Source organism: Streptomyces olivaceus (assembly GCF_000721235.1).
GTDB classification, from domain to species: Bacteria; Actinomycetota; Actinomycetes; order Streptomycetales; family Streptomycetaceae; genus Streptomyces; species Streptomyces olivaceus.
In genome coordinates this window covers 27,561-53,706 of record NZ_JOFH01000002.1, presented here as the reverse complement: position 1 = coordinate 53,706, position 26,146 = coordinate 27,561, and the positions used below count along the sequence as shown (strand labels likewise).

25 protein-coding genes are annotated in these 26,146 nt (G+C 72.2%); 10 read left to right on the top strand and 15 right to left on the bottom strand.

What is annotated here, in order from left to right; genetic code table 11:
• The first annotated feature begins 128 nt into the window (after nucleotides 1-128).
• The 3 genes from IG94_RS0103160 to IG94_RS0103150 all read left to right on the top strand — a co-directional run bounded on the left by IG94_RS0103160 (nucleotide 129) and on the right by IG94_RS0103150 (nucleotide 3,453).
• Nucleotides 129-647 (top strand): tetratricopeptide repeat protein, encoded by a 519-nt coding sequence (locus tag IG94_RS0103160; RefSeq protein WP_031030620.1) that lies wholly within the window; start codon nucleotides 129-131, stop codon nucleotides 645-647.
• 88 nt (nucleotides 648-735) lie between these two features.
• Nucleotides 736-2,670 carry a hypothetical protein gene (locus tag IG94_RS0103155; protein ID WP_031030617.1) on the top strand — a complete coding sequence of 645 codons (1,935 nt, stop codon included), beginning with the start codon at nucleotides 736-738 and terminating at the stop codon, nucleotides 2,668-2,670.
• Nucleotides 2,671-2,787: 117 nt separating this feature from the next.
• Nucleotides 2,788-3,453 (top strand): TetR/AcrR family transcriptional regulator, encoded by a 666-nt coding sequence (locus IG94_RS0103150; RefSeq protein WP_031030613.1) that lies wholly within the window; start codon nucleotides 2,788-2,790, stop codon nucleotides 3,451-3,453.
• An 8-nt stretch (nucleotides 3,454-3,461) separates the two neighbouring features.
• Here the strand turns inward: IG94_RS0103150 and IG94_RS0103145 are convergent, their stop codons facing one another.
• From IG94_RS0103145 to IG94_RS0103115, 7 genes are all read right to left on the bottom strand, one after another.
• Entirely contained in the window at nucleotides 3,462-3,818 is a 357-nt protein-coding gene (locus tag IG94_RS0103145; RefSeq protein WP_031030610.1) for a 5-carboxymethyl-2-hydroxymuconate Delta-isomerase, read from the bottom strand.
• Nucleotides 3,819-3,893: 75 nt separating this feature from the next.
• Nucleotides 3,894-4,151 (bottom strand): hypothetical protein, encoded by a 258-nt coding sequence (locus tag IG94_RS0103140; RefSeq protein ID WP_157852201.1) that lies wholly within the window; start codon nucleotides 4,149-4,151, stop codon nucleotides 3,894-3,896.
• A 52-nt stretch (nucleotides 4,152-4,203) separates the two neighbouring features.
• Complete coding sequence (locus tag IG94_RS0103135; protein ID WP_031030604.1) at nucleotides 4,204-5,577, bottom strand: alpha-amylase; 1,374 nt, start codon at nucleotides 5,575-5,577, stop codon at nucleotides 4,204-4,206.
• Nucleotides 5,578-5,752: 175 nt separating this feature from the next.
• A complete protein-coding gene (locus IG94_RS0103130; protein ID WP_031030602.1) occupies nucleotides 5,753-7,435 on the bottom strand; it encodes a glycoside hydrolase family 13 protein in 1,683 nt (560 codons plus the stop codon).
• Between the two features lie 139 nt (nucleotides 7,436-7,574).
• Nucleotides 7,575-8,486 carry a sugar ABC transporter permease gene (locus IG94_RS0103125; protein ID WP_031030600.1) on the bottom strand — a complete coding sequence of 304 codons (912 nt, stop codon included), beginning with the start codon at nucleotides 8,484-8,486 and terminating at the stop codon, nucleotides 7,575-7,577.
• A gap of 13 nt (nucleotides 8,487-8,499) precedes the next feature.
• The gene (locus tag IG94_RS0103120) at nucleotides 8,500-9,504 is read right to left on the bottom strand and encodes a carbohydrate ABC transporter permease (protein ID WP_031030599.1); all 1,005 of its coding nucleotides are present in this window, start codon (nucleotides 9,502-9,504) and stop codon (nucleotides 8,500-8,502) included.
• A 128-nt stretch (nucleotides 9,505-9,632) separates the two neighbouring features.
• Nucleotides 9,633-10,904: an extracellular solute-binding protein gene (locus IG94_RS0103115; protein ID WP_031030598.1), complete on the bottom strand. Its 1,272-nt coding sequence runs from the start codon at nucleotides 10,902-10,904 to the stop codon at nucleotides 9,633-9,635.
• 412 nt (nucleotides 10,905-11,316) lie between these two features.
• On the opposite strand from IG94_RS0103115, the gene IG94_RS0103110 reads away from it, so the two are divergent.
• Nucleotides 11,317-12,351 carry a LacI family DNA-binding transcriptional regulator gene (locus IG94_RS0103110; protein ID WP_031030589.1) on the top strand — a complete coding sequence of 345 codons (1,035 nt, stop codon included), beginning with the start codon at nucleotides 11,317-11,319 and terminating at the stop codon, nucleotides 12,349-12,351.
• A 95-nt stretch (nucleotides 12,352-12,446) separates the two neighbouring features.
• A complete protein-coding gene (locus tag IG94_RS0103105; RefSeq protein ID WP_031030587.1) occupies nucleotides 12,447-13,307 on the top strand; it encodes a phosphatase PAP2 family protein in 861 nt (286 codons plus the stop codon).
• Between the two features lie 142 nt (nucleotides 13,308-13,449).
• Here IG94_RS0103105 and IG94_RS0103100 read toward each other — a convergent pair whose 3' ends face one another.
• A complete protein-coding gene (locus IG94_RS0103100) occupies nucleotides 13,450-16,461 on the bottom strand; it encodes a bifunctional [glutamine synthetase] adenylyltransferase/[glutamine synthetase]-adenylyl-L-tyrosine phosphorylase (protein ID WP_031030584.1) in 3,012 nt (1,003 codons plus the stop codon).
• 151 nt (nucleotides 16,462-16,612) lie between these two features.
• On the opposite strand from IG94_RS0103100, the gene IG94_RS0103095 reads away from it, so the two are divergent.
• The 3 genes from IG94_RS0103095 to IG94_RS0103085 all read left to right on the top strand — a co-directional run bounded on the left by IG94_RS0103095 (nucleotide 16,613) and on the right by IG94_RS0103085 (nucleotide 17,658).
• Entirely contained in the window at nucleotides 16,613-16,876 is a 264-nt protein-coding gene (locus IG94_RS0103095) for a type II toxin-antitoxin system Phd/YefM family antitoxin (protein ID WP_031030581.1), read from the top strand.
• Entirely contained in the window at nucleotides 16,873-17,127 is a 255-nt protein-coding gene (locus tag IG94_RS0103090) for a Txe/YoeB family addiction module toxin (RefSeq protein ID WP_031030578.1), read from the top strand. The genes IG94_RS0103095 and IG94_RS0103090 overlap by 4 nt, the downstream gene beginning before the upstream one ends.
• Before the next feature lie 84 nt (nucleotides 17,128-17,211).
• Complete coding sequence (locus tag IG94_RS0103085; protein WP_031030577.1) at nucleotides 17,212-17,658, top strand: VOC family protein; 447 nt, start codon at nucleotides 17,212-17,214, stop codon at nucleotides 17,656-17,658.
• A 27-nt stretch (nucleotides 17,659-17,685) separates the two neighbouring features.
• Here IG94_RS0103085 and IG94_RS0103080 read toward each other — a convergent pair whose 3' ends face one another.
• The 3 genes from IG94_RS0103080 to IG94_RS0103070 form a co-directional block, all read right to left on the bottom strand.
• Nucleotides 17,686-19,458 (bottom strand): NAD+ synthase, encoded by a 1,773-nt coding sequence (locus tag IG94_RS0103080; RefSeq protein WP_031030574.1) that lies wholly within the window; start codon nucleotides 19,456-19,458, stop codon nucleotides 17,686-17,688.
• A 149-nt stretch (nucleotides 19,459-19,607) separates the two neighbouring features.
• Nucleotides 19,608-20,237, bottom strand: a complete 630-nt coding sequence (locus IG94_RS0103075) for a DUF305 domain-containing protein (RefSeq protein WP_031030571.1) — start codon at nucleotides 20,235-20,237, stop codon at nucleotides 19,608-19,610.
• Entirely contained in the window at nucleotides 20,234-20,902 is a 669-nt protein-coding gene (locus tag IG94_RS0103070; protein WP_031030567.1) for a thioredoxin-like domain-containing protein, read from the bottom strand. The genes IG94_RS0103075 and IG94_RS0103070 overlap by 4 nt, the downstream gene beginning before the upstream one ends.
• Nucleotides 20,903-21,224: 322 nt before the next feature.
• Between IG94_RS0103070 and glnA the strand changes: the two genes are divergently transcribed.
• The gene (gene glnA, locus IG94_RS0103065; RefSeq protein ID WP_031030564.1) at nucleotides 21,225-22,586 is read left to right on the top strand and encodes a type I glutamate--ammonia ligase; all 1,362 of its coding nucleotides are present in this window, start codon (nucleotides 21,225-21,227) and stop codon (nucleotides 22,584-22,586) included.
• Between the two features lie 31 nt (nucleotides 22,587-22,617).
• On the opposite strand, the gene IG94_RS0103060 is transcribed toward glnA, so the two are convergent.
• Entirely contained in the window at nucleotides 22,618-23,247 is a 630-nt protein-coding gene (locus IG94_RS0103060) for a TetR/AcrR family transcriptional regulator (protein WP_031030561.1), read from the bottom strand.
• A gap of 68 nt (nucleotides 23,248-23,315) precedes the next feature.
• On the opposite strand from IG94_RS0103060, the gene IG94_RS0103055 reads away from it, so the two are divergent.
• Nucleotides 23,316-24,179: a ketopantoate reductase family protein gene (locus IG94_RS0103055; RefSeq protein WP_031030557.1), complete on the top strand. Its 864-nt coding sequence runs from the start codon at nucleotides 23,316-23,318 to the stop codon at nucleotides 24,177-24,179.
• Between the two features lie 144 nt (nucleotides 24,180-24,323).
• Here the strand turns inward: IG94_RS0103055 and IG94_RS0103050 are convergent, their stop codons facing one another.
• From IG94_RS0103050 to IG94_RS0103040, 3 genes are all read right to left on the bottom strand, one after another.
• Nucleotides 24,324-25,049 carry a DUF3618 domain-containing protein gene (locus IG94_RS0103050; RefSeq protein WP_031030556.1) on the bottom strand — a complete coding sequence of 242 codons (726 nt, stop codon included), beginning with the start codon at nucleotides 25,047-25,049 and terminating at the stop codon, nucleotides 24,324-24,326.
• Complete coding sequence (locus IG94_RS0103045; protein ID WP_224220620.1) at nucleotides 25,025-25,390, bottom strand: phage holin family protein; 366 nt, start codon at nucleotides 25,388-25,390, stop codon at nucleotides 25,025-25,027. Before IG94_RS0103045 ends, IG94_RS0103050 begins: the two co-directional genes overlap by 25 nt.
• Before the next feature lie 61 nt (nucleotides 25,391-25,451).
• Nucleotides 25,452-26,129: a hypothetical protein gene (locus tag IG94_RS0103040; RefSeq protein WP_052410543.1), complete on the bottom strand. Its 678-nt coding sequence runs from the start codon at nucleotides 26,127-26,129 to the stop codon at nucleotides 25,452-25,454.
• Nucleotides 26,130-26,146: the final 17 nt, after the last annotated feature.

Here is a 26,146-nt window from a genome sequence, read left to right as displayed (position 1 = left end):
TTCCGGCGACATGCCGCGCGGAGCCCCGGCGCGGGGCTCTGCGCACCGGTACGGGGACGGGCCGCGTTTTACTCAGTGCCCCCCGGCCACCCGGCGCCCCCGGGCGCGAAGTCGCCTACTGTGACCGGGTGGACCAGGACTGGGAAGAGCGCGTGACGGCCGCCTGGGCGGCGATCGACGACTATGCGGACGACGGCGCCGCCGAGTTCAGGGCGGTGATCGACGCCCTCGCCGACGAGTTGCCCGCGGACAGCCCGCTCGGCCTGTTCGAGCGGGCCTGCGCCTGGGACTCCACCGGCCACTCCGACCGGGCCGTGCCGCTGTACCGCGAGGCGCTGGAGCGCGGTCTCGGCGAGGTGAGCCACCACAAGGGGCGCCGGGCGAAGATCCAGCTCGCCAGTTCCCTGCGGAACACCGGGCACCCGGAGGAGGGCGTCCTGCTGCTGTCGCCCGAACTGGTGTCGACGTCGGACGAGTTGGACGACGCGGTGCGCGCGACGCTCGCGCTGTGCCTGTCCGCCATGGGCCGCGACCGCGAGGGCCTGTCCCTGGTGCTCGGCGCACTCGCGCCCCACCTGCCCCGCTACCAGCGCTCGATGGCCGCCTACGCCCGGCAGCTGGTCGAGCCGGAGGACCCGGAGGACTAGGAAGCACGCCGGCACGCCGGCACGCCGACCGGCGAGCGGGACGGCGGCCCCACGGTGACCATCGCCCCGGTCACTCGTTCTGCTGGACGTGCAGCCACAGGATGTCGCCCCGCGCCCCGCACCGTCCGCCGCCTCCCCGGCCGACCCGGTCGTCGACGTCGAGCAGGCCGAGGCCGCGCTCGTCGAGCACTACCCGCGGCTGGCCCGGCTGGCCTACCTGGTGCTGCCGCCGGGCCTCGGCCGCAGCCGCCGTGTCCTGACCGCGCACGCCCTCACCCAGCGCGCGCTGCCCCGCAACCGGACGACGGTCCCGCTCGTCCCGGCCCAGCAGTCCGGCCGCCCGGAGGCCCCCGGCTACGCGCTGATCCGGCTGCGCGTGGTCCGTACGGCGCTGGAGGCGGGCCTTCCCCTGCGGCGGCTCGCGTTGCCCAGGCGGTCCCAGCTGCCGCCGCTGCTGCCGCACGTGCGGGGGCTGAAGCTCTTCCCGCGCTCGGGCGGCGCCGACGAACTCGCCCTGGACCAGCGGCTCTCGGCGCTCTCCGGGCCGGCCCGCGCGGCGTACGTGCTGCGCGGCCTGGAGCGGCTCTCCGACGACGGCGTGCGGCAGGTGCTGCGGGCCGCCGGGGTCGCCGACGTGGACGGGGCGCTGCGGGAGGCCGGCTCGGTGCCGGAGCCGGGCGCGCTGCTCGGCTCCTCCGAGTTCGACCCCTGTTCGCTGCAGGCCCGCCCGACCGATCTGCTGCGCCGCCGCCAGCACACGAGGGCGGCACTGGTCGCCGGGACGGCGCTGGTGGTGTGCGGGGCGCTGCTCGGCCTGCCCGGTGACGGCTGGGGTCCGGACGGCGCCGCCGCCCCGCCCTACGCGCGCAATCCGGCGGCCGAGGCCGCCCTCGACCCCGCCGGGCTCACGAAGGTCGCCCCCGCCGCCTGGGAGACGTCCGCGCGTACGGACTTCTCGGTGTGGCCGGCGCGCGGCGACCTCACCGGCGACGAGGGGTTGCTGCGGCGTGCCCTGGCCGTCTGGGCGCGGCCCGGGGAGAGCGTGGGGGTGTCCGCGACGCCGGGCACCCAGACCGGCGGTCCGGCGGGTCCCGCGCACCTGCTGTACGCCGGGAACGTGGACAACACGCGCGTGGTGATCCTGCACGACGGGCTGCGCCTCGTCAGGTACGCCGAGCCGAAGGACGGCTCCGCCGGCGCCGTCCTGGACCTCGCGCGGACCGACGCGGCGGACCGGGCGGAGGCGGGTGCGGTGGTCCTGGGCCGGTCCGACGGCAACGTGCGCTACCTGACGGCGCCCTGGGTGACGAAGGCGGCCGGCCGGGACCTGGCCGATCCGGACTCCGGCGCGAAGGAGCTGACGCTCACCGACGGGGTGACCGCTCCGCTGGCCAGCCCCGTGCAGCAGGGGCAGGCCGAGGGGTGCACCTCCTGGAAGGTCCTCGAACTGACCGACGGTTCGGACACCCGGGTGGTGTCCGACCTCGGCGAGCTGGTCCCGGCCCGCCTCACCACCGGGCGTCCGGGCGGGGCGAAGGACGTCTCGGGCGAGAAGGCGCGGGGGGCCTGGGCGCCGTACGCCTGCTCGCTGGGCGCGGTGCGCGGGCAGGGGGTGCGGTCGGTGAACGCCTGGGAGTTCGCGTCCCAGCCGCTGCCCGACTCGACCGGGTCGGGCGCCTGGGTGTGCACCCGCGCCGAGACGTGGCGCGGCGACGGGACCCGGGTGCTGGCGCAGTTCCGGACACCGGGCGGGGTGCAGGGCGCGGTCGCGGCGAAGGCGCAGGACGTGCCGGCGTGCGGCGAGCGGGACCCGCAGGTGCTGGCCGGGGTGCTGTGGAAGTCGGAGGGCGGGCACTGGTACCTGCTCGCGGCCGGCGGCGGGGACACCGAGTCGATCGAGGCGACGGGCGGCATCACCGGCTCCGCCGACGGGAACCTGCTGACGGCCAAGGCCGAGCAGGGCGCCCGGGCGAAGCTGAAGGGCACGCTGGAGGGCGGCCGCACGATCGGCGGGCTGCGGTAGCCGTACCGCACCGGCCGTGCCGCACCGGCGGGGTGAACACCGATGCCCGGACCGGTCCGTTCAAGGGCCGGATTCGATCGGTAAGGTGTTCGTATGACTACCGGGGCACGCCGCAGAATGGGCGTCGAGGAGCGGCGGCAGCAGTTGATCGGCGTCGCGCTCGAACTGTTCAGCCGCCGCTCGCCCGACGAGGTCTCCATCGACGAGATAGCGTCGGCCGCGGGCATCTCGCGCCCGCTGGTCTACCACTACTTCCCGGGCAAACTCAGCCTGTACGAGGCCGCGTTGCGACGCGCCTCGGACGATCTGGCGGCCCGCTTCGAGGAGCCGCACCAGGGTCCGCTGGGCGCGCGGCTGCTGCGGGTCATGCGCCGCTACTTCGACTTCGTCGACGAGCACGGCCCGGGTTTCTCGGCGCTGATGCGCGGTGGCCCGGCGGTGGGCTCGTCCACGACCAACGCGCTCGTGGACTCCGTGCGGCAGGCCGCGTTTGTCCAGATCCTTTCGCACCTGGACGTCACCGACCCGCCCGCGCGCCTGGAACTGATCGTCCGCTCGTGGATCTCGCTCGCCGAGTCGACCGCGTTGATCTGGCTGGACGGGCGCCGCATCCCGCGGGCCGAGCTGGAGGTCCAGCTCGTGCACGACTTCGCCGCGCTGGTGGCGGTGAGCGCCGCGTACGACGAGGAGATGGGCGCCCTCCTGCGCCGCATCGCCGAGTCCGAGCCGGCCGACGGCCCCTTCGCGGACCTGGTCGGCCGGCTGGTGTCACTCGCCGGTTAGCTCTCGGATCAGCTCTCGGACTTGCGGTAGGACGGGTCGAGTTCGCGGACCTCGGCGGACGCGTGCAGGGCGAGGCCGCCGGACGGCTTCACGTACTGCCGCAGCAGTTCCAGGACCGCCTCGGTGAGCCGGGCCTTGGTCTCCTCGGTGCGGCCCGCGAGCAGCCCGAGGGTGACGTGCACGACGGCGTGCCCGTCGGTGTCGGGGCCGACGGCGGTGTCCTCGGTGCGGCGGAACTGCGTCTTGCACGCCGGCGGCCTGGCCGCCGCGATCTCGACGACGCCGGCGTGCAGGGCCCGCGCGAAGGCGGGCCGGTCGAAGTCGTCCGCCAGCTCGGCGGAGTAGTCGACGGTGATCTGCGGCATGGGCCCTCCTGTTGCGTACCGTGCGTGCCCGGTGCGTGAACGGCAGGGCTCACCCTAACCGCAGCCCGCGCACCCTCAGCCGGCCCGCCGGAACACGGCGACCGTGCGGCCCGGCACGGTGAACGTGCCGGGCCCGGCCGCGGCGCCGACACGCTGCTCCTGCCCTGTCGTAGGAGTTGCGGACAGCGACTTGGAGCGCAGCAGGTCGGTACCCGCCCGGGAGAGCGCCGGGCCCTGCGGGAGGGCGGCGGTCGCCGGGGCGAGGACCTGCATGCGGGTGCGTTCGGGTCCGGCCCCGGCGGGACCGTAGCGCTGCCGCAAGTCTTGCGGCAAGGGTCCTGAAAGAAGCAGAAATAACTTTCATGACCCTTGCCCGTGACACCGCTCAGCAGCTGGACTTGCCCGCGTACAGGGCGAGCGCCGTGTCGGCGCCCAGCGTCGCCGTGAACTGCCCGGAGCCGTTCACGGCGACCGTGCCGCCACTCTGCACGTCGCAGTACGTCCCGGCGGGCAGGGACGTCTGGTAGGTGCGGTCCAGCGGGCCGGACTCGTGGTTGACGGCGACGAAGCCCTTGCCGCCGCGGCCGAAGGCGATGGCGTCGCCGCCGTTGTCCCACCAGTCCGTGACCGCCTCGCCGCGCGTGGCGTTGCGGAAGGCGACCATGGACTCGATCTCGGGCCAGGCGTGCTGGCACTTCCAGCCGCCCTGCCAGCAGGCGTCCACCCGGCCCCCGTTCGGCGGCCCGGCGTCCGCGTCCGACCACTCGTAGCCGGAGTTGACGTCGGGGGCGCCGTAGGGCCAGGCCAGCATGAAGACGTTGGCCAGGGTGTAGGCGGCGTCGTTCTTGTAGTTGAGCGTGCTGCCGTTGCGCTCGGTGTCGTGGTTGTCGACGAAGACACCCGCGTCCGCGCTGCCGAGGTAGCCCCAGTCCTCGCCGTAGTTCTTCAGGTAGGCGAGGTTCTCGTTGGTGAAGACGCGCTTGAGGTCGTAGGCGTACCGGAACTCCTGCACGTCTCCGGTGCCGGTGTACTCGGTCGGCTGGACGGCCTCGCCGGCGCCGTGGATGACCTCCTGCTTCCAGTACACGGACGGGTCGGACAGCCGGGACCTGATGTTCGCCAGATCGGCGGCCGGGATGTGCTTGGCCGCGTCGATCCGGAAGCCGTCGACACCGAGCGAGAGCAGGTCGTTCAGGTACCCGGCGATCTTGCCGCGGACGTACTCCTCGCCGGTGTCGAGGTCGGCGAGGCCGACCAGTTCGCAGTGCTGGACGTTGTAGCGGTCCTGGTAGTTGCTGATCTGGGCGGTGCAGTCGTCGAAGTCGGGCGACGAGTACAGCCCGGGGTAGTCGTACTTCGAGTACGACGAGCCGCCGGTGCCGATGCCGCTGCCCGCGGACATGTGGTTGACCACGGCGTCGGCGACGACCTTCACGCCGGCCGCGTGGCAGGTGTCCACCATGCTCTCGAAGGCCGCGCGGTCGCCGAGCCGTCCGGCGATCTTGTAACTGACGGGCTGGTACGACGTCCACCACTGCCCGCCCTGTATGTGCTCGGCGGGCGGGGAGACCTGGACGTAGCCGTAGCCGGCGGGGCCGAGGGTGCTGGTGCACTCCTTGGCCACGGAGGCGAAGTTCCACTCGAAGAGGACGGCGGTGACGTCCTTGGCGCCGGGCGGGGAGGCCGGTGCGCCAGTCGGGGTCATGACAACCGCGGCCGCTGCGAGCGCGACGGCCGCCGTAAGGATTCTGCGTGCCATGTGGGGGTTCCTTCTTCGTCGAAGGCTCTTGGGGGGACCTGAAGACTCTTGCTGAAAGCTTCAGCAAGTTTTCGGGTGACGCAGATACTAGAGGCCCGCCGCCTGAAAGGGCAGCGGGCCGTACGGAATTGAATGAAAAACTTTCAGGCAGCCGTGAGCGGAACCCGCCGGCCGGTCAGGAGGCGGACCACCACACCGTCGTGTCCGCCGGCACCTTCGCTTCCCCGGCCGCCTCGGTGATCTCGCCGCTGGCGAGCAGCACCCGGCCGTACGCGGGCATCGGTACGGACTCGCCGGTGGTGTTGGCCACGCACACGAACTCCCCGCGCCGGAAGGCGAGGACGCCCTCGGGGGCGCGCAGCCACTCCACCGCGTCGCCCGCGCCCAGGTCGGCCCGCTCGCGGCGGACGGCCAGCGCCGCGCGGTACAGCTCCAGGGTCGAGCCGGGTTCGCCGGTCTGCGCCTCGACGCTCAGCCCGCCCCAGTCCGCCGGCTGCGGCAGCCAGCTGCCCCCGTCGCCGAAGCCGTACGACGGTCCCGTGCGCGTCCAGGGGATCGGCACCCGGCAGCCGTCGCGGAAGCCGTCCTGGCCCGCGCCGCGGAAGTACGCCGGGTCCTGGCGGACTTCGTCGGGCAGGTCGACGACGTCCGGCAGGCCCAGCTCCTCGCCCTGGTAGACGTAGGCCGAGCCGGGCAGGGCCAGCATGAGGAGGGTGGCGGCGCGGGCCCTCCTGAGTCCGACTTCGCGGTCTCCGGCCAGGCGGATCTGGGTGCCGAGGCCCGCCGGGTTGGCGAAGCGGGTGGCGTGCCGGGTGACGTCGTGGTTGGACAGCACCCAGGTGGCGGGAGCGCCGACGGGGCGCATCGCGTCCAGGGTGCGGTTGACGACCGTGCGCAGTTCCGCGGCGTCCCAGTGGGTGGCCAGGTACTGGAAGTTGAAGGCCTGGTGCAGTTCGTCGGGGCGCACGTAGTTCGCGGTGCGCTCGACGGTCGGGGTCCAGGCCTCGGCGACGAAGATGCGGTCGCCGGAGTACTCGTCGAGGACGAGACGCCACTCGCGGTAGATGTCGTGGACGCCGTCCTGGTCGAAGAACGGCATGACGTCGTTGCCCAGCAGCGTGAGCTGCTCGTGGTCTCCGAGGTCGGGCAGGCCCTCGGCCTTCACCATGCCGTGCGCGACGTCGATCCGGAAGCCGTCCACGCCCATGTCCAGCCAGAACCGCAGGATGGAGCGGAACTCGTCGCCGACGGCCGGGTGCTCCCAGTTGAAGTCGGGCTGCTCGGGGGCGAACAGGTGCAGGTACCACTCCCCCGGCGTGCCGTCGGGCTCGGTGACCCGGGTCCAGGCGGGGCCGCCGAAGATGGACTCCCAGTCGTTGGGCGGCTGTTCGCCGTTCTTTCCCTTGCCGGGGCGGAAGTGGTACCGGTCCCGGGAGGGGGAGCCGGGGCCCTCGGCGAGGGCGCGCTTGAACCACTCGTACTGGTCGGAGGAGTGGTTCGGGACCAGGTCGACGATGATGCGCAGGCCCAGCGCGTGGGCGTCGCGGATCAGCGCGTCGGCGTCCAGGAGGGTGCCGAACATGGGGTCGACGGCCCGGTAGTCGGCGACGTCGTAACCGGCGTCGGCCTGCGGAGAGGCGTAGAAGGGGCTGAGCCACACGGCGTCCACGCCCAGGTCGCGCAGGTACGGCAGGCGGGTGCGGACACCCTCCAGGTCGCCCATGCCGTCGCCGTTGCCGTCGGCGAAACTGCGCGGGTACACCTGGTAGATGACCGCGTCCCGCCACCAGTCGGGGCGCCCTTCGACGGCGGAGACGGCGGAGGTGGGGGCCGGTGCGGCGGAGTGCTGCTGGCTCATGTCGTCCTTGCTGTGTACGGACTTGCCGGGTACGGACTTGCGGGTGCTGGGATGCGGGTGCCGACGCGCGGGTGCTGACGTGCGGTGCCGAGGTTCGGATACGAAGGTCCGCTCATTGGTTGATACGGGCAGCCGGGCCTCAGCCCTTGGTACCGCCGGCGGTGAGTCCGGTGACCAGGTTCTTCTGCACGAGGTAGAAGAACGCGGAGACGGGTATCGCGACGAGGACGGCGGTGGCGGCCATCAGGTGGCGCTGCGCGTCGTGCTCGCTGACGAAGCTCTGCAGGCCGACCGCGAAGGTGTACTTCGTGTCGCTCAGCATGAACGTCGAGGCGAAGGCGACCTCGCCGAAGGCCGTGATGAAGCTGTAGAAGCCGGCGACCGCGAGGCCCGGCCGGGCCAGCGGCAGGATCAGCCGGAAGAAGGTGCCGAACGGCGACAGCCCGTCCACGCGCCCGGCCTCGTCGATCTCGAACGGGATGGTGTCGAAGTAGCCCTTGAGCAGCCACGCGCAGTACGGCACCGCGGTCGAGCAGTAGACGAGGACGAGGCCGAGGTAGCTGTCGACGAGCTGGAGCCCGGACAGGATCTGGTACATCGGCACGATCAGTACGGCGATGGGGAACATCTGGGTGACCAGCAGCACCCACATGAGCTTGCGGTAGCCGGGGAAGCGCATGCGGGAGACCGCGTAGCCGGTCGTCGCGGCGACCAGCACGCCGATGACCGTGGTGCCCAGCGAGACGATAAGCGAACTCTTCAGCCAGTCGAAGAAGTTGGTGTGCTGGAGCACGAACGCGTAGTTGTCGAGGGTCATCTTCGACCAGATGCCCCCGGGGTGCAGGTAGTCGTCCTTGTCCGGGCCGAGGGACAGGTAGACCAGCCAGGCGACCGGGAAGAGCGCGACGAGGCTCGCGACGGTCAGGACGCCGTGGGAGGCGAGGGACGCGGCGCGGCCGCGTTCGCCGCGGGCGCGCACCCTGCGCGGGGGCGCGGTGGACACGGTGGTCTGCTCGGCGGGGGCCTTCGCCGGCGCGGTGCTTGTACTCATGGCGGCTCCTGCCTCAGTTCGCGAGCTGCTGCTCGTTGCGGTTCAGCCAGCGGCGGTAGAAGGAGGTGAAGACGATCAGGATGGCCAGCAGCAGGATGCCGTAGGCGGCGGACTGCGCGAAGTCGCGCGGCTGCTGCCCGAAGCCGAGCTGGTACGCCCAGGTGACGAGGATCTGCGCCTCGGGGGCGGTGTTGCCGAACAGCAGGAAGATCACGGCGAACTGGTTGAACGTCCAGATGATGCCGAGCAGGACGACGGTGGAGCTGACCGACCTGAGCCCCGGCAGGGTGACATAGCGGAAGCGCTGCCAGGCGTTCGCACCGTCCATCTCGGCGGCCTCGTACAGGGTGTGGTCGATGGACTGCAGGCCGCCGAGGAGCGAGACCATCATGAACGGCACCCCGCACCAGGTGTTCACCATGATCGCCGAGAAGCGCTGCCAGAAGGTGTCCTCCAGCCACGCGGGGGTCGGCAGGTGCAGCCAGTCCAGGGCGGAGTTGATGATGCCGGAGTCGGCGAGCATGAAGCGCCAGCCGAAGACCGTCACGAACGTCGGCACGGCCCACGGCAGGACCAGGATCAGCCGGTAGAAGGTGCGGCCGCGCAGCTTCTGGTTGAGCAGCAGGGCGAGGCCGAGCCCGATGAAGAAGTGCAGGCCGACGCAGACCGCCGTCCACACGATGGTCCAGACGAAGTGCGACCAGAAGCGGTCGTACGCCGTCGGGCCCCACAGGATGTCGGCGTAGTTGTCCAGGCCGACGAACTGGTAGGTGGCCTCGATCTCGTTGACGCCGATGGTGCGCGCCGAGTTGAGGCTGTTGGCGTCGGTGAGGGTGAGGTAGAGGCCGTAGCCCAGCGGGTACAGCACGAGGACGCCGATCACGACGGCCACCGGCGCGATCATGGCGTAGGCGTACCAGTGCTTCTGGTAGCCGTCTTTCAGACGCCGGCCGAGGCCGGGCCGCGGGGTGCGGTCACCGCGGCGCTTGCCGGTCGCGCGGTCGATGGCGACTGTCATGGTTCGACACCTTCAAAGAGCATCGGGACGAGCGGAAGGTCGGGGGTGCGGCGCCCGGTGCGCCGGCCGCCGGGTCCCTCCCCTCCGTGGGGACCCGGCGGTCGGATCGGGTCACGCGCGGCGCGGCGTCACTTGTCGAAGTCCGGCACCAGCTTGGCGATCGCGGTCTCGGCGTCGCCCAGGCCCTCGTCCAGGGACTTCTTGCCGCCGGCGATCTGCGGGAGTTCGTCGTCGAGCGGCGTCCACAGGGAGCTGTACTCGGGCAGCGCCGGGCGCGGCCGGGCGGCGGGCAGGACCGTCTGGAAGCCCGCGATGCCCGGGTCGGCCTTGACCTGGTCGGTGTAGGCGTCGTCGCGGGTGGGCAGCGTGGAGTTCTTCAGGGCGACGGTCTCCTGGGACTTCGCCGAGGTCATGAACTTCACGAACTTCAGCGCGGCCTCCTGGTGCGCCTGGTCCGAGCCGGCGTAGACCGACAGGTTGTGGCCGCCGGTCGGGGCGCCCGCCCTGCCGGTGGAGCCGGCCGGGACGGTGGCGATGCCGAGGTTGTCCTTGTCCTTGAAGGCGGAGCCCTTGTAGAAGTTGGTGATCTCCCACGGGCCCTGGATGGTCGAGGCGACCTTGCCGCTGACGAACGCCTCCTGGATGTGGGCGTAGGCGTCGGCGGTGGTGTCCGCCTTGTGCAGGCCCTTGCCGTCGAACAGGCTCAGCCAGGTGCCGTAGGCCTTCTGCGCCGCGGGCCCGTTGACGGTGACCTTCCCGGCGTCGGCGTCGACGGTGTCGGTGCCCTCGCCGTGGAGGAACGGCTGCGCGTAGTAGCCGGCGGTGGAGGCCCAGTAGCCGTCGACGCCGGTCTTGTCCTTGACGGTGGCGGCGGCCTTCTTCAGGTCGTCCCAGGTCTTCGGCGCCTCGACGCCGGCCTTCCGGAACAGTTCCTTGTTGTAGACGAAGGCGAGGGTGTCGGTGACCAGCGGGACGCCGTAGGTCTTGCCCTCGTACTTCGCCTGCTCGATCAGGCTGGGCTGGAACGCGTCCTGCTCGGCGAGGGCTTCGGTGCCGTCCAGCGGCAGGAAGAAGCCCTTCTTGGCGAAGGCGGGCGTCCAGCCGACCTCGGCGCGCAGCACGTCCGGTGCGCCCTTGGAGCCGGCGGCGGTGTCGAACTTGTTCTGCGCCTGGTCGAAGGGGACGTTGACGAAGTCGACCTTGACGCCCTTGTTGGCGGCCTCGAACTCCTCGACCAGGGCCTTGTAGGTCGGCGCCTCGTTGGTGGCGTTGGAGGTGTCCCAGTATGTGATGGTGACCGGTCCGCCCGACTCGCTGTCGCTGTCGCCGTCCCCGCCGCACGCCGTCGCCGCCAGGGCGAGGGACGCCACCAGCGCGGTGGCCGCTATGCCACGCCGCATGAGTTCTCCTTGAGGGTGAAAGCCCGTGTGGTGCAGGGTGCGGGCCCGTCCGCCGCTCCTGCCGACACCGACCGCGCCATCGCCGCCGTCGGGCGACGTGAACGTAACAGCGTGGAAAGCTGCGCGAAAGGCCTTGCAGCAAAAAAGTGCAAGAGATCTCCGAAGTTATCCCCGTGTGACCTGCGGGAGACTACTGCGAGACGCTCAAGGACCAGGGGCGAGCGGTTTGTTTACGGGGATCGAGCGGGATCGTTCCGCTTGTGCAAGACTCTGCAAGCTCTTGCCGCGACATTCATGAGGGAGCGCGATGACGCAGCAGCCCGCGCCGGGCCGTCCGACGGGCCGTCCCACCGGCCGCACACGGCGCCCGATCGGTGTGCAAGGCGGCGGCCGACAGGTACAGTCCACCCCTGTGACCACACGGCTTGCCGACATCGCCGCCCAGGCGGGGGTGAGCGAAGCGACGGTCAGCCGGGTCCTCAACGGGAAGCCGGGCGTCGCCGCCACCACCCGCCAGTCCGTGCTCGCCGCCCTCGACGTGCTGGGTTACGAGCGCCCCGTGCGGCTGCGGCAGCGCAGCGAGGGCCTGGTCGGCCTGATCACCCCGGAGCTGGAGAACCCGATATTCCCGGCCCTCGCCCAGGTCATCGGCCAGGCGCTGACCCGCCAGGGCTACACGCCGGTCCTCGCCACCCAGACGCCGGGCGGCTCCACCGAGGACGAGCTGACCGAGATGCTGGTGGACCGCGGGGTGGCCGGGATCATCTACGTCTCGGGGCTGCACGCCGACACCACCGCCGACATGCAGCGCTACGAGCGGCTGCGGGCGCAGGGCGTGCCCTTCGTCCTCGTCGACGGCTTCTCGTCGAAGGTGCAGGCGCCGTTCATCTCCCCCGACGACCGCGCCGCGATGAGTCTCGCGGTCACGCACCTGGTCTCGCTCGGCCACACCCGGATCGGGCTGGCCCTCGGGCCGAAGCGGTTCGTGCCGGTGCAGCGCAAGATCGAGGGGTTCGTCCGCACGGTCCAGGACCAGTTGGGGCTGGCGGCCCAGACCGTGGAGAAGGAACTGGTCCAGCACTCCCTCTACACCCTGGAGGGCGGTCAGGCCGCGGCCGCCGCGCTGATCGGGCGCGACTGCACGGCGGTGGTCTGCGCCAGCGACATGATGGCGCTGGGCGCGATACGGGCGGCCCGGCAGCTCGACCTGGACGTGCCCAAGGACGTCTCGGTCGTCGGCTTCGACGACTCGCCGCTGATCGCCTTCACCGACCCGCCGCTCACGACGGTCCGCAAGCCGGTCCCGGCGATGGGGCAGGCGGCGGTGCGCACGCTCCTGGAGGAGATCGCCGGGACGCCCGCACCGCACAGCGAGTTCGTGTTCATGCCGGAGCTGGTGGTGCGCGGTTCGACCGCCTCGGCACCGGGCGGACGCTCCCGCCCCTGACCCTCCTCGGGGTGCCGGAATCCGGGTCGGATGCGGGTCGGCTCCGACTGCGGGATGATCGGGTGGGAGAGGGCTTTTCTGGCAGACTCGAACCTATGGGTGACGCGACCGCGAGGACTCGGGAGCGCCGTGAGGAAGGCGTTCCGCACCCCGTCCCCGAGCGGACGGGGCAGCGCCTCCTGCGTCGCCTCCGCGCCCCGCGCCGGCCCCGCCTGTGGTTCGAGATCCTGCTCGTCGGGCTCAGTTACTGGACGTACTCGCTCGTCCGCAACGCGGTGCCGGAACAGCGTGCGCAGGCGCTGCGCAACGCCGACTGGATCTGGCGCGTCGAGCAGCAACTGGGCCTCGCCGTCGAGGAGTCGGTCAACCACGCGGTCAACTCGGTGACGTGGCTCGTCGTCGGCATGAACTACTACTACGCCACGCTGCACTTCGTGGTGACGGTCGGGGTACTGGTGTGGCTGTACCGCCGCCACCCCGGCCGCTACGCGGCGACCCGGCTGGTCCTCTTCGCCACCACGGGCGTCGCGCTGGCCGGTTACTACCTGTATCCGCTCGCCCCGCCCCGCCTGATGAACGGCGGGAGCTTCGTCGACACCGTGATGGTCCACCAGACGTGGGGGTCGATGGCGTCCGGCGACCTGAAGAACATGTCCAACCAGTACGCGGCGATGCCGTCGATGCACATCGGGTGGTCGGTGTGGTGCGGCCTGACGATCTTCGCGCTGGCCTCGGTGCCGTGGGTGCGGGTGCTGGGCCTTGTGTACCCGGCGCTGACGCTGGTGGTCATCGTGGCGACGGCCAACCACTTCTGGCTGGACGCGGTGGGCGGCGTGCTGTGCCTGGCCTTCGGGTACGCGGTGGCGGCGGTGTGGTACGGCCGGATGCCGTACGCGCTGCCGCGCGCGGTGCCGGATGCCGGGCGGCGGGGGGTCTGGGCACCTGGGCGGGCGTGAGGCCCCCAGTCGTGCCGCTGGGGCTGCACGGGTGGGCTGTGGGGGAGGCACCCCGCAACGCCGGGCTGCGCCACCCGCCGCCCGGCCCCCGACACCAGCACGGGGGCCGGCGATGCCGGCAGCGTGCCCCGGCCCGTGCTCCCTAGGCGTAGAAGAGCTCCTCCACCACCGTCCGCGCCCGCCGGGCCGTGCGCCGGTACTCGTCCAGCATGTCCCCCGCGTGCCCCGGGCCGTGCCCCAGGTAGCGCCCCACCGCCGCCAGCTCCCGCGTGTCGGTCGGGAAGGTGTCCCCGGCCCGCCCGCGGACCAGCATCACCGCGTTGCGGACCCGGCTCGCCAGGACCCACGCCTCGTCGAGCGTCCCGGCATGCTCCGCCGAGATCAGCCCGACGTCCCGCGCGGCGGCCAGCGCCTCCCGCGTCCCGGTGGTCCGCAGCCCCTCCTCCTCGTGGCCGTGCCGCAGCTGGAGGAGCTGCACGGTCCACTCCACGTCGGAGAGCCCGCCCGGCCCCAGTTTGGCGTGCAGCTTGGGGTCCGCGCCGCGCGGCAGCCGCTCGGTCTCCATCCGGGCCTTCAGGCGCCGGATCTCCCGGGCGTCGTCGTCCCCCAGCCCGTCCGCCGGGTACCGCAGCGGGTCTACCAGCTCGGTGAAGCGCCGCCCCAGGTCCGCGTCGCCGGCCACGAACTCGGCCCGCAGCAGCGCGTGCCGCTCCCACGCCAGTGACCAGCGCCGGTAGTACGCCTCGTACGACTTCAGGGTGCGCACCAGCGGCCCCGACTTGCCCTCGGGCCGCAGGTCGGCGTCGATCGGCAGCGGCGGGTCGGCGCTCGGCACCTGGAGCAGGCGGCGCAGCTCGGCGACGACCTTGTTCGCGGCGTCCCCGGCCTCCCGTTCGCCGACCCCGTCGCGCGGCTCGTGCACGAAGAGCACGTCGGCGTCCGATCCGTAGCCCAGTTCGTGCCCGCCGAAGCGGCCCATGCCGATGATCGCGAACCGGGTCGGCAGGGTGTCGCCCCACCCCTCCCGCACCACCGCCCGCAGCGTTCCCGCCAGGGTCGCCGCCGTCAGGTCGGACACCGCGCCGCCGACCAGGTCCACCAGCGCGCCCTGGTCGGCCTCGACGGGCTGCGCCTCGGTGCCGTAGGAGCCGACGATGTCGGCGGCGGCGGTGCGGAACAGCTCCCGGCGCCGTACCCCGCGTGCCGCGGTGACCGCCTGCACGGCGCCGTCGGCGCGGCGGACCGCGGCGAGCACCTCCTGCTCCAGCTGGGCGCGTCCGCGCGGCGCCAGTCCCCCGGCGGCGCCGTCGCCGAGCAGCGCGACGGCCTCGGGGGCCCGCATCAGCAGGTCGGGGGCGAGCCGCCCGGCGGACAGGACGCGGGCGAGGTTCTCGGCCGCGGCGCCCTCGTCCCGCAGCAGCCTGAGGTACCAGGGCGTCTTGCCGAGCGCGTCCGAGACCTTGCGGAAGTTGAGCAGTCCGGCGTCGGGGTCGGCCGAGTCGGCGAACCAGCCCAGCAGCACGGGCAGCAGGGTGCGCTGGATGGCCGACTTGCGGGTGACTCCGGACGCCAGGGCCTCCAGGTGCCGCAGGGCGGAGGCCGGGTCGGCGTACCCGAGGGCGACCATGCGCTCGCGCGCGGCCTCGGGGCTGAGCCGGGCCTCGCCGGGCGCGAGCTGGGCGACGGCGTCGAGCAGCGGCCGGTAGAACAGCTTCTCGTGCAGCCGGCGTACGACGGAGGAGTGCCGCCGCCAGGCGCGCAGCAGCCCGTCGACGGGGTCGGTGCGCAGGCCGAGGGAGCGGCCGAGGCGGCGCAGGTCGGCCTGGTCCTCGGGCACGAGGTGGGTGCGGCGCAGCCGGTGCAGCTGGATGCGGTGCTCCATGGAGCGCAGGAAGCGGTACGCCTCGTCGAGCTGGGCCGCGTCGGTCCGGCCGACGTAGCCGCCGGCGGCGAGGGCCTCCAGGGCGTCCAGGGTCGTACCGCTGTGCAGGGAGGTGTCGGAGCGCCCGTGCACGAGCTGGAGCAGCTGCACGGCGAACTCGACGTCCCTGAGGCCGCCCGGACCCAGCTTGAGCTGCCGGTCGACCTCGGCGGCGGGGATGGTCTCCACCACCCGGCGGCGCATCTTCTGCACGTCGGGGACGAAGTTCTCGCGGTCGGCGGCCTGCCACACCAGGGGCTGCAGGGCGGCGACGTACTCGGCGCCGAGGCCGGGGTCGCCGGCCACCGGGCGGGCCTTGAGCAGCGCCTGGAACTCCCAGGTCTTGGCCCAGCGCTGGTAGTAGGCGACGTGGCTGCTGAGGGTGCGCACCAGCGGGCCGTGGCGCCCCTCGGGGCGGAGGTTGGCGTCGACGGGCCAGATGGAGCCCTCGACGGTGGTCTCGGAGCAGATCCGCATCATGTGCGAGGCCAGCGCGGTCGCGGCCCGCAGCGCCTTGGTCTCGTCGGCGTCCGCGTCGCTGTCCGCGCCCGCCGCGGGCTCGCCCACGAAGATCACGTCGACGTCTGAGACGTAGTTCAGCTCGTGTCCGCCGCACTTGCCCATCGCGATCACGGCGAGCCTGCACCGCGCGGCGTCCTCGGGCGCGGCGGCCTCGGCGAGGGCCAGGGCGGCGCGCAGGGTGGCGGTGGCGAGGTCGGCCAGCTCGGCGGCGGTCTCGGCGACGTCGATGGTGCCGCAGACGTCGCGGGCGGCGATGGACAGCAGGCAGCGCCGGTAGGCGACGCGCAGGGACACCGGGTCGGTGGCCTCGGCGAGGCCCTGCTCGAACTCCTCGACGCCGCGGTGCAGGTCGCGCGGTTCGTAGGTGACGAGGGCCTGCCAGTCGCCGGCGTGCCGGGCGAGGTGGTCGGCGAGCGCCTCGGAGGCGCCGAGCACACCGAGGAGACGGTCGCGCAGCGGCTTGGCCGCTATCAGGGTGTCCAGCAGCTCCTGGCGGGCGGTGGGACCGGGCTGCGCCTCCAGGAGCCGGACCAGGCCGTGCAGGGCGAGGTCGGGGTCGGCGGTGGCGCCGAGCGCCTCGAGGAGGACGGGGTCGGCCCGGACCTCGGCCAGCTCCGCGCCGTCCAGCAGCCGCTCGGCGGCCGAGGGGTCGGTGAAGCCGTGCCGCAGCAGTCGCGTGAAGGTACTGCTCCTGCGTCCCGGCGCCGTCATCTCGGCCTCCTGTCGGACCTGGGGGATCAAGGGGTACGGCTTGAGGGTAGCCGGGCAGGCGCGCGCGGGCGCCGGGACCGGTCCCGCTCTCCGGTGGACCGCCCCGGACTCGTACGATATCTTGTACAAGCCCTGGAAGGGAGGCACCGGTATGCCCATCACCGCCAGCGAAGCCCGTCAGAACCTGTTCCCGCTGATAGAGCAGGTCAACGAGGACCACGCCCCGGTACACATCACCTCCCGCAAGGGAAACGCCGTACTCATGTCCGAGGAGGACTTCACGGCGTGGACGGAGACGGTGCACCTCCTGCGCTCGCCCAAGAACGCCCGCCGTCTGCTCGACTCCATCGCGGAGGCCGAAGCGGGCGAAGCACGGCATCGCGAGCTGATCGACCCGGACGCGGAGCGGGCGTGAGGGTCACTTTCACGTCCCACGGCTGGGAGGACTACGTCCACTGGGCCGAGAGCGACCGGAAGGTGACCAAGCGGATCAACAGACTGATCGACGACATCACCCGTGACCCGTTCAAGGGCATCGGGAAGCCGGAGCCGCTCAAGGGCGACCTGTCGGGCTACTGGTCACGGCGCATCGACGACACACACCGGCTCGTGTACAAGCCCGCCGACGGCGTACTGGTCATCGTGCAGGCCCGCTACCACTACTGACACCGCTGACGGCCCGCACAGGGCTGCTGACGGCCCGTATCGTGCTCGGCACGCGCTCGACAAGGACGTCGAAGGAGCCACGCCATGGACTTCACCCTCGAAGTGATCCCGCTCCCGGTCACCGACATCGACCGGGCCCGGGACTTCTACCGCGACAAGGTCGGCTTCCACGTCGACATCGACCAGGAGGTCATGCCGGGCATGCGCATCGTCCAGCTGACGCCTCCGGGCTCCGGCTGTTCGATCGCCCTCGGCGACACCATCTGGGAGATGGCCCAGGTCGAGACCCGGCCGGAACCGGGCTCGTACCAGGCCCTCCAGCTCTGCGTCGCCGACATCGGGGCGGCCCACGCGGAGCTGACCGCGCGCGGCCTCGAGGTGTCGGAACCGGTGCGGTACACGCCGGACGACGGCGCCACCTTCATGTACTTCAAGGACCCGGACGGCAACGGCTGGGCGATCCAGGAGTACCGGCGCCGCGAGGCGGAGCCGCTGCACAAGGTACTGGCGGACCTCAAGGGCGGAGCCTGACCGGGCGGCGCCGTCCCGGCCGGTCCCTCAGCCCGTCTCCCGCCACCGGTTGGTGACCGGCAGGCGGCGGTCCCTGCCGAAGCCCTTCGCCGAGATCTTGGTGCCCGGCGGGTACTGCCGCCGCTTGTACTCCGCGGTGTCCACCATGCGCAGCGTCCTCGTCACCAGCTCCCGGTCGTACCCGGCGGCCACGATCTCGTCCGCGCCCCGGTCCCGGTCGACGTACAGGTCGAGGATCGCGTCGAGGACCGGGTAGTCCGGCAGCGAGTCGGTGTCGACCTGGCCCGGCCGCAGCTCCGCGCTCGGCGGCTTGGTGATCGAGTTCTCCGGGATCGGCGGAGTCTGCCCCCGCGCCGCCGCCGCCCGGTTGCGCCACTCGGCGAGGCGGAAGACGGACGTCTTGTACACGTCCTTGATGGGTCCGTACCCGCCCACCGAGTCGCCGTACAGCGTGGAGTAGCCGACCGCCAGCTCCGACTTGTTGCCGGGGGCGAGGACGAGGTGGCCCTCCTGGTTGGAGAGCGCCATCAGCAGCGTGCCGCGCAGCCGGGACTGCAGGTTCTCCTCGGCCAGTCCGGTCAGACCCAGCGCGCCCATGTACGCGTCGAACATCGCCTCGATCGCCACGGTGCGGAAGTGCAGGCCGGTGCGGCGGGCCAGCTCGGCCGCGTCGCCCCTGGAGTGCTCGGAGGAGTAGCGGGACGGCATCGAGACGCCGTGCACGTGCCGCGCGCCGACCGCGTCGCAGGCGATCGCCGCGACCAGCGCGGAGTCGATGCCGCCGGACAGGCCGACCAGTACCGAGCGGAAGCCGTTCTTCGTGACGTACGCGCGCAGGCCGGCGACGAGCGCCGCGTAGACCTCCTCGTCGTCGTCCAGCCGCTCGGCGTGCCCGCCGGAGAGCAGGGGCTCGTCGGACGGCGCGGGCCCGCCGCCGTGCACGGGCTCCTCGGAGAGCACCACCCGGTCGATGCGCAGCCCGTCGTCCACCACGCCCGTGGGCGCGTCCGCCCCGGCGGCCGGGAGGTCGAGATCGAGCACCACGCACTCCTCGGTGAACTGCGGCGCCCGCGCCAGGACCGCCCCGTCCCGGTCGACGACGATCGAGTCGCCGTCGAAGACCAGCTCGTCCTGTCCGCCCGCCATCGCGAGGTAGGCGGTGGTGCACCCGGCCTCCTGGGCGCGCTTGCGGACCAGTTCGAGCCGGGTGTCGTCCTTGTCGCGCTCGTACGGGGAGGCGTTGACGGAGAGCAGCAGCCCGGCCCGCGCCGAGCGCGCCGCCGGTACCCGGCCGCCGTCCTGCCACAGGTCCTCGCAGACGGCCAGCGCCACGTCCACGCCGCGCACCCGCAGGACGGGCATGGTGTCGCCGGGCACGAAGTAGCGGAACTCGTCGAAGACGCCGTAGTTCGGCAGGTGGTGCTTGGCGAGGCTCAGCACGACCTCGCCTCCGTGCAGCACGGCCACCGCGTTCTGCGGGGCGCCGGCCGGCTGGCCGTACTTCGGCCGGGCGGTCGCCGAGCGGTCGAGGTGGCCGACGACCACCGGCAGCCCGCCCAGTCCCTCGTCCGCGAGCCGCGTCGCGAGGGAGACCAGGGCGGCGCGGGAGGCCGCCACGAAGGACGACCTGAGGGCCAGGTCCTCGACGGGATAGCCGGTCAGCATCATCTCGGGGAACGCCACCAGGTGCGCCCCCTGCCCGGCCGAGTGCCGGGTCCACCGGACGACCGCCTCCGCGTTGCCGGCGAGGTCGCCGACGGTGGAGTCGATCTGGTTCAGGGCGAGTCGTAGTCGGGGCACGCGGCCAGTGTAATCGTCAGAACGACGCAATGGGGTGACGTGCGGGTTTCGGCCTCGTGTCCGCGGCCTCACCGGGACCTCACCGCGGCCTCACCGGGGGCCTCACCGGGCCGGTGCAGCCACCCTGTACCTGCCCGCGCCCGCCGGGCTCAACTCCGCGGCTCGGCGCCCCGTTCGGCGAGCAGGTCGGCCATCAGCCGGATCTCCGACTCCTGCGACTCCACCATCCCCCGGGCCAGCCGCTTCTCCACCCCCACCGAGCACTTCTCGACGCACCCCTCGGCCATGTGCACGCCACCCTTGTGGTGTTCGGTCATCAACCGGAGGTAGAAGACCTCGGCCTCCTCGCCGTCGAGCGTGCCGAGTTCGTCCATCTCGGCGTCGGTGGCCATCCCGGGCATCAGCGAGCCCTCGCCCGCGGAGGGCGCGCCGCCCATGCCCATCCAGGTCATCGGCGGGTCGGACGACACCTTCGGCAGCTCCCACAGGTCGAGCCAGCCGATCATCATGCCGCGCTGGTTGGCCTGGGTCTGCGCGATGTCGTACGCGAGCCGCCGCACCTCCTCGTCGTCGGTGCGGTCGCGCACGACGTACGACATCTCCACGGCCTGCTGGTGGTGGACCGACATGTCCCGCGCGAACCCGGCGTCGGCCGAGTCGGCGGACGGCACCCGGCCGGTGCTGCCGTCGTCCCCGGCGACCGCGTAGGTGATCGCGCCGGCCGCGACGAGCACCGCGGCGGCGCCCGACGCGATCCAGCCGGCCCGCTTCGGGGTCACTGGGAGAGCCCGTTGGTGCACGCGGCCCCCGGCTCGGGGGTCTGCTCGCCCTGGACGAACTTCTCGAAGAACGCGTTCACGTCCGGGTCGTCCGCGCCCGTCACCGTGCGCTGGTGGCCCCAGGCGGTCAGCACGATCGGGTCCTTCTGCCCGTCGTCGGGGCTCATCAGCGAGTACGGCGTCTGCTTGACCTTGGCGGCCAGCTTCTCGACGTCGGCCTTCGGCGCCTTGTCGGTGTACGTCACCCACACCGCCCCGTGCTCCAGGGAGTGCACGGCGTGCTCGTTCTCCAGCGGCTTGGTGTAGACGTCGCCGTTGCAGTTCATCCAGACCTGGTTGTGGTCGCCGCCGACGGGGGGTTCGACGGGGTAGGACACCTTCTTGGTGACGTGGTTGCGGCCGAGGTCGCCGTCCCAGGTCCGCACCCCGTCCTCGCCGGTGACGAACTTCCCGGACGCCTTGCCCTCGGCGGCGGCCTCGTCGGAGGAGTCGTCGGACTGCGACCGGACGAGGACGACCCCGCCGGCCACGAGGCCGACCACGACCACGGTGCTGAGCGCGATCGTGAGGATCCGGTTCCGGCGGCCGCGGGCCTCCTCGGCACGCCGCATCTCGGCTATGCGGGCCTGTCGCGCCGTGTTGCTGCTCTTCTTGGCGGAACCCATGGGGTGTTGCCCTTCTGGGAAAACTGCTGGGAACGGAACGGGGGTGCAGCGGTGGGGCAGGGTCGATGAGTCAGCTGATCGTAAGGGCGGAAGGCGGCTCCTTCGTAGGGAGCACACAGGATCCGCCGCGTTCGGGACCTGCCCGAACCCAGGAATGGCCCGATCGAACAGATGGCCTCTACGCTGCGGACACGGGGGCGGGCCGCCCGGCCGGGCCCGCAACGCGTACGAAACGGTCCTGTGGTGTGATGCTCAGGTGCCCGACCGCCTCCCGCCGTACCGGAGACAGGCGGCCTGACCAGCGAGGATGGGGAAGCGGAAGATGGACAAGCAGCAGGAGTTCGTGATCCGGACGCTGGAGGAGCGCGACATCCGGTTCGTACGCCTGTGGTTCACGGACGTGCTGGGCTTCCTGAAGTCCGTCGCCGTGGCCCCGGCCGAGCTGGAGCAGGCCTTCGACGAGGGCATCGGCTTCGACGGCTCGGCGATCGAGGGCTTCGCCCGGGTCTACGAGTCCGACATGATCGCCAAGCCGGACCCGTCGACGTTCCAGGTCCTGCCGTGGCGCGCCGAGGCCCCCGGCACGGCCCGCATGTTCTGCGACATCCTGATGCCCGACGGCTCGCCGTCCTTCGCGGACCCGCGCTACGTCCTCAAGCGCGCCCTGGCCCGCACCTCCGACCTGGGGTTCACCTTCTACACCCACCCGGAGATCGAGTTCTTCCTGCTGAAGGACAAGCCGGTCGACGGTACGGTCCCCACCCCGGCCGACAACTCCGGCTACTTCGACCACACCCCGCAGAACATCGGCATGGACTTCCGCCGTCAGGCGATCACGATGCTGGAGTCGATGGGCATCTCGGTGGAGTTCTCGCACCACGAGGGCGCACCGGGCCAGCAGGAGATCGACCTGCGCTACGCGGACGCGCTCTCCACGGCCGACAACATCATGACGTTCCGCCTGGTCATGAAGCAGGTGGCCCTCGAACAGGGCCTCCAGGCCACCTTCATGCCGAAGCCGTTCTCGGAGTACCCGGGCTCGGGCATGCACTCCCACCTCTCCCTCTTCGAGGGCGACCGCAACGCGTTCTACGAGTCCGGCGCCGAGTACCAGCTCTCGAAGGTCGGCCGCTCCTTCATCGCGGGCCTGCTGCGGCACGCGGCGGAGATCTCGGCGGTCACCAACCAGTGGGTGAACAGCTACAAGCGCATCTGGGGCGGCACCGAGCGCACGGCGGGCGCGGGCGGCGAGGCCCCGTCCTACATCTGCTGGGGCCACAACAACCGCTCGGCGCTGGTCCGCGTACCGATGTACAAGCCCGGCAAGACCGGCTCGGCCCGCGTCGAGGTCCGCTCCATCGACTCCGGCGCCAACCCGTACCTGACCTACGCCGTCCTCCTCGCCGCCGGCCTCAAGGGCATCGAGGAGGGCTACGAACTCCCGCCGGGCGCCGAGGACGACGTCTGGGCCCTCTCCGACGCGGAACGCCGCGCGCTGGGCATCGAACCCCTCCCCCAGAACCTCGGCGAGGCCCTCGCCCTGATGGAACGCAGCGACCTGGTCGCCGAGACCCTGGGCGAGCACGTCTTCGACTTCTTCCTGCGCAACAAGCGCCAGGAGTGGGAGGAGTACCGCTCCCAGGTCACCGCCTTCGAGCTGCGGAAGTCGCTGCCGGTGCTGTAGGGACGGTTCGGCGTCCGCCGGCCCCGGGTCGTCAGCCCGGGGCCGGCGGCGCGCTCATCGCCGCCGCCAGGAACGTGACCGCCCATCGCCGGGCCGCCTCGCCCGCCACCGGGGACGTGCAGCCCGGGGTGGGCTGCTGATGGACCTCCAGGCGGTCGACGGCCGTCACGGCGAGCATCCCCCGCATCCGGAACCGCAGCTCCTCCGGGGAAAGGCCGGGCAGTACGCGCGCGAAGGCCGCGAGATAGCCCTCCCGGACCGTGTCCTCGCCCGGTCCGGTCCAGCTGCGCGCCTCCTCGGCCGGGTCGCTGAGGATCGTCACGATCAGCCGGGACGTCCGGGCCCCGCCCTCGCCGCCGGCCGACATCCGGTCGAACAGCGGCCCCGCGAACGCCTCCACCAGTTCGCCGACCGAGGGGTCGGAGGTCCGGGCGAGCACGGTGTCGAGCCCCGCGCGCTGGGCGGCGCTGATGGGCTCGATCACGCGGCGGACGACCGCGGCCATCAGCTCCGCCTTCGATCCGAAGTGGTAGCCGACCGCGGCCAGGTTCGCTCCGGCACGTGTCGTGATCGCGCGGACCGAGGTGCCGCGATATCCGTGCTCGGCGAAGAGGTGCTCGGCGGCGTCGAGGAGCTGGGTGCGGGTGTCTGGGGTCGCCACACGAGGACTCTACATATGTTTGAATGAAACGAACGTATGATTCAATCGAACGTATGAAAGAGGCGGTCATGAAACTGCTCGTGTACGGCGCCGGGGTGTGCGGCAGCCTGTTCGCCGCCCATATGCACGAGGCCGGTCACGACGTCTCGCTCCTCGCCCGGGGCGGGCGCCTGGCCGCGCTGCGCCGGCACGGCGTACAGCTCAGCGAGGGAGACAGTCCGGCTGTCAGGCGGGTACCGGTACCGGTGGTCGAGCGCCCGGGCAGCGAGTACGACCTGATCACCGTCTTCGTCCGCACCCACCAGGTGGACGCGGTGCAGGAATCACTCGCCGGCGTCCGCGGTGACGTGCTGTTCCTGCTCAACTGGGCAGCCGGCCCGGAACCGTTGGGCAAAGTGATCGGAGACGAGCGGGTGCTGCTCGGCTTCCCCATGTCGGGCGGCACGAGGGACGGCGACGCGATCCGCTACCGCAGGAGCAGCTTCCTCACCCGCCGGGTCGCGATGCCGGTCGGCGAGCCCGACGGCCGCACCACTCCGCGACTGGAGCGGATCGTTGAGACGTTCCGTACCGCCGGGATCAACGCCAGGGCCGAGCCGCGGATGGATGCCTGGCTCCGGACCCACGCCGCGTTCGAGGTGCCGCTCGGCCAGGCGGTACACGCGGCGGGCGGCCCGGTGGCACTGGCCGACGACCCGGGCGCGGTCCGCGACATGCTCCACCTCATGCGGGAGAACCTCGCCGCGGCGGGGGCGCCGCCGGTACCTCGCGCGTTCACCGCGTTGCGGACGCTGCCGGAAGGACTCCTCGTGGCCGTGCTCCGGCGTTTCCTGAAGAGCCCGACGGCCGTGCACAGCGGACTCAACGACCGCTCCCCCGCCGCGGTGGCCGAACTCGAACGACTGACCGAACAGCTCCGCACTCCCGCGTGACCCCTGAGCGACCCAAGAACGCAAAGCACCGGGTCGGTCCGGGTGGGCACCCCCGTTGTGCACGGAATCCCCGCGTCCCCGACCCTGCGCGGGCCGGGGTGCGGGGATTCTCGTCGCAGCGGGTGCGGTGCGGGTGTGGTGCGGTCAACCGGGTCCGGAACGGTGCCGGGCCTCGTCGGCAACACTGCGGCCGGAGTCCCGGGCCTGTTCGGTGACCCTGCCTCCCTGGCCGCGCGCCTCGTCCTGCGTGGCGCGGGCGGCCTGTGCCGCGGTGTCCTTCACGTCCCCGGCCGCCTCCTGGGTGACCTCCTTCGCGCCTTCCTTCAGATGCTGCGCGGACTCGGTCGCGGCCTGCTTCACCGGTTCCAGGGCGTCGCTGTGCATCAGTTCGGCGGCCTTCTGCCGCTCGGTGCGGGAGGCGGGCACCATCGAGGCGGCCAGCAGTCCGGCCCCGAAGGCGACCAGACCGGCCGCCAGGGGGTTGCCCTGGGTCTGGCTGCGCGCCATGTCGGGCGTCTGCTGTACGGCGTGGCCGGCCTGTTCGGCGACGTCACGCGCGGTACCGGCCGCGTGTCCGGCGGCGTCGCGGGCGGAGCCGACCGCCTGCCCGGTGCCCTCCTGGACCGAACCGGCCGCCGACTGGGCGGAGTCCCGTACGCCGTGCGCGGTGTCCCGCACTCCGTGCGCGGTGTCGTGGGCCGTGCCCATGACACGGTTGCGCATGCCGGACATCGTGCGGCGCATCCGGGCGCGACGCCGCCGCGCCATGCGCCGGGGACTGGTCCGGTCGGTGAGCCGGCCCACGTCCGTGGCCAGCCTGCCGCGGGTGGCCTCTATCTCGGACCTCATTTGGTCGGGTGACGTGCCCATTGCGCGTTCTCCTTCATGGTTTCGACGGTTCGCTCCGGTTTCGGCGACACGGCCTTCATCCCCGCGCGACCCTTCAGGAAGAGCAGGGCTCCGGCGATCCCCCAGAGCGCGGCGACGACGAGGGCCGCCCAGCCGCCGTCGATGACGTTGGCCAGGCCGAGCACCGCGGCCAGGGAGAGGAACAGCAGGACCATGTAGCCCGCGAACCCGGCGCCGCCGAACATCCCGGCGGCCTTGCCCGCCCGGCTCGCCTCGTCCCTGACCTCGGCCTTGGCCAGCTCGACCTCCTGCCGGAACAGGGTCTGCAGGTCCGTGGTCACCGCGGACAGCAACTGGTTCACGGACCGGTCCTGCTCCTCCTGGTGCGCTCCCGAGCCTCGGAGGGGAGAGATCGTTGCCATCTCACACCCCCGGGCGTCCGCGGCGGGCGGCACCGCCGGAGGAGGGCCCGGCCGGCGGCGTCACCGCCGCGCCCTCGGCGGAGATCGCCGGAGGCCCGGTCCGTACGGTCTGTCCCTGCCCCGGCCGCACCGCACCGCGGTCGGCGACCGCGCCGGTCCGGCCGTCTCCGGCGTCGTTCCCGACCCCGTCGTTCCCGGACGCCTGCGCGGCCTTCGCCAGGCGGCCGACGGCAAGTCCGGCCAGCAGGGCTCCGCCCAGGAAGGCCCCCGGCCGCCGCCGGGCGAAGTGCTGCAGATCGCCGACGAGCCCCTCGACGCCCTGTTCCTCCAGGTAGTCGGCGGCCCGGCTGCCCGTGTCCGCCGCCTGCGCCACCAGACCGCGGGCCGGCGAATCGTCCCGTGCGTGCGCGGCCAGCCCCGAGAGGTCGCTCGACCACTGCCGCAGCCGGCCCGCCGCGCGCCTGGTCTGCCCCTCGGCCTCGCCCATCGCGCGGCTCCGCAGGTCCCCCAGGGCCGAACCCGCCTGCTGCCGCGCCTCGCCCGCCACGCCGCGAGCCTGCTCCGCGGCCTTCCCGGCCACCTGACTCGCGGCCTGTTTCGCCTCGCCGGCCGTGGCCGACGTCTCCGTCCTCACCTTTTGTTTGGTCGCCCCGGCTCCGGTCTGTACGGACTCACTCATCGGCGGTCTCCTCGTCA

What these genes read in the sequence shown, in the direction of transcription:
- IG94_RS0103150 (WP_031030613.1), top strand. Translation starts at nt 2,788, where the DNA reads ATGGGCGTCGAGGAGCGGCGGCAGCAGTTGATCGGCGTCGCGCTCGAA.
- IG94_RS0103145 (WP_031030610.1), bottom strand. Translation starts at nt 3,818, where the DNA reads ATGCCGCAGATCACCGTCGACTACTCCGCCGAGCTGGCGGACGACTTC.
- IG94_RS0103135 (WP_031030604.1), bottom strand. Translation starts at nt 5,577, where the DNA reads ATGGCACGCAGAATCCTTACGGCGGCCGTCGCGCTCGCAGCGGCCGCG.
- IG94_RS0103130 (WP_031030602.1), bottom strand. Translation starts at nt 7,435, where the DNA reads ATGAGCCAGCAGCACTCCGCCGCACCGGCCCCCACCTCCGCCGTCTCC.
- IG94_RS0103125 (WP_031030600.1), bottom strand. Translation starts at nt 8,486, where the DNA reads ATGAGTACAAGCACCGCGCCGGCGAAGGCCCCCGCCGAGCAGACCACC.
- IG94_RS0103120 (WP_031030599.1), bottom strand. Translation starts at nt 9,504, where the DNA reads ATGACAGTCGCCATCGACCGCGCGACCGGCAAGCGCCGCGGTGACCGC.
- IG94_RS0103115 (WP_031030598.1), bottom strand. Translation starts at nt 10,904, where the DNA reads ATGCGGCGTGGCATAGCGGCCACCGCGCTGGTGGCGTCCCTCGCCCTG.
- IG94_RS0103105 (WP_031030587.1), top strand. Translation starts at nt 12,447, where the DNA reads ATGGGTGACGCGACCGCGAGGACTCGGGAGCGCCGTGAGGAAGGCGTT.
- IG94_RS0103100 (WP_031030584.1), bottom strand. Translation starts at nt 16,461, where the DNA reads ATGACGGCGCCGGGACGCAGGAGCAGTACCTTCACGCGACTGCTGCGG.
- IG94_RS0103095 (WP_031030581.1), top strand. Translation starts at nt 16,613, where the DNA reads ATGCCCATCACCGCCAGCGAAGCCCGTCAGAACCTGTTCCCGCTGATA.
- IG94_RS0103085 (WP_031030577.1), top strand. Translation starts at nt 17,212, where the DNA reads ATGGACTTCACCCTCGAAGTGATCCCGCTCCCGGTCACCGACATCGAC.
- IG94_RS0103070 (WP_031030567.1), bottom strand. Translation starts at nt 20,902, where the DNA reads ATGGGTTCCGCCAAGAAGAGCAGCAACACGGCGCGACAGGCCCGCATA.
- glnA (WP_031030564.1), top strand. Translation starts at nt 21,225, where the DNA reads ATGGACAAGCAGCAGGAGTTCGTGATCCGGACGCTGGAGGAGCGCGAC.
- IG94_RS0103055 (WP_031030557.1), top strand. Translation starts at nt 23,316, where the DNA reads ATGAAACTGCTCGTGTACGGCGCCGGGGTGTGCGGCAGCCTGTTCGCC.
- IG94_RS0103050 (WP_031030556.1), bottom strand. Translation starts at nt 25,049, where the DNA reads ATGGGCACGTCACCCGACCAAATGAGGTCCGAGATAGAGGCCACCCGC.
- IG94_RS0103040 (WP_052410543.1), bottom strand. Translation starts at nt 26,129, where the DNA reads ATGAGTGAGTCCGTACAGACCGGAGCCGGGGCGACCAAACAAAAGGTG.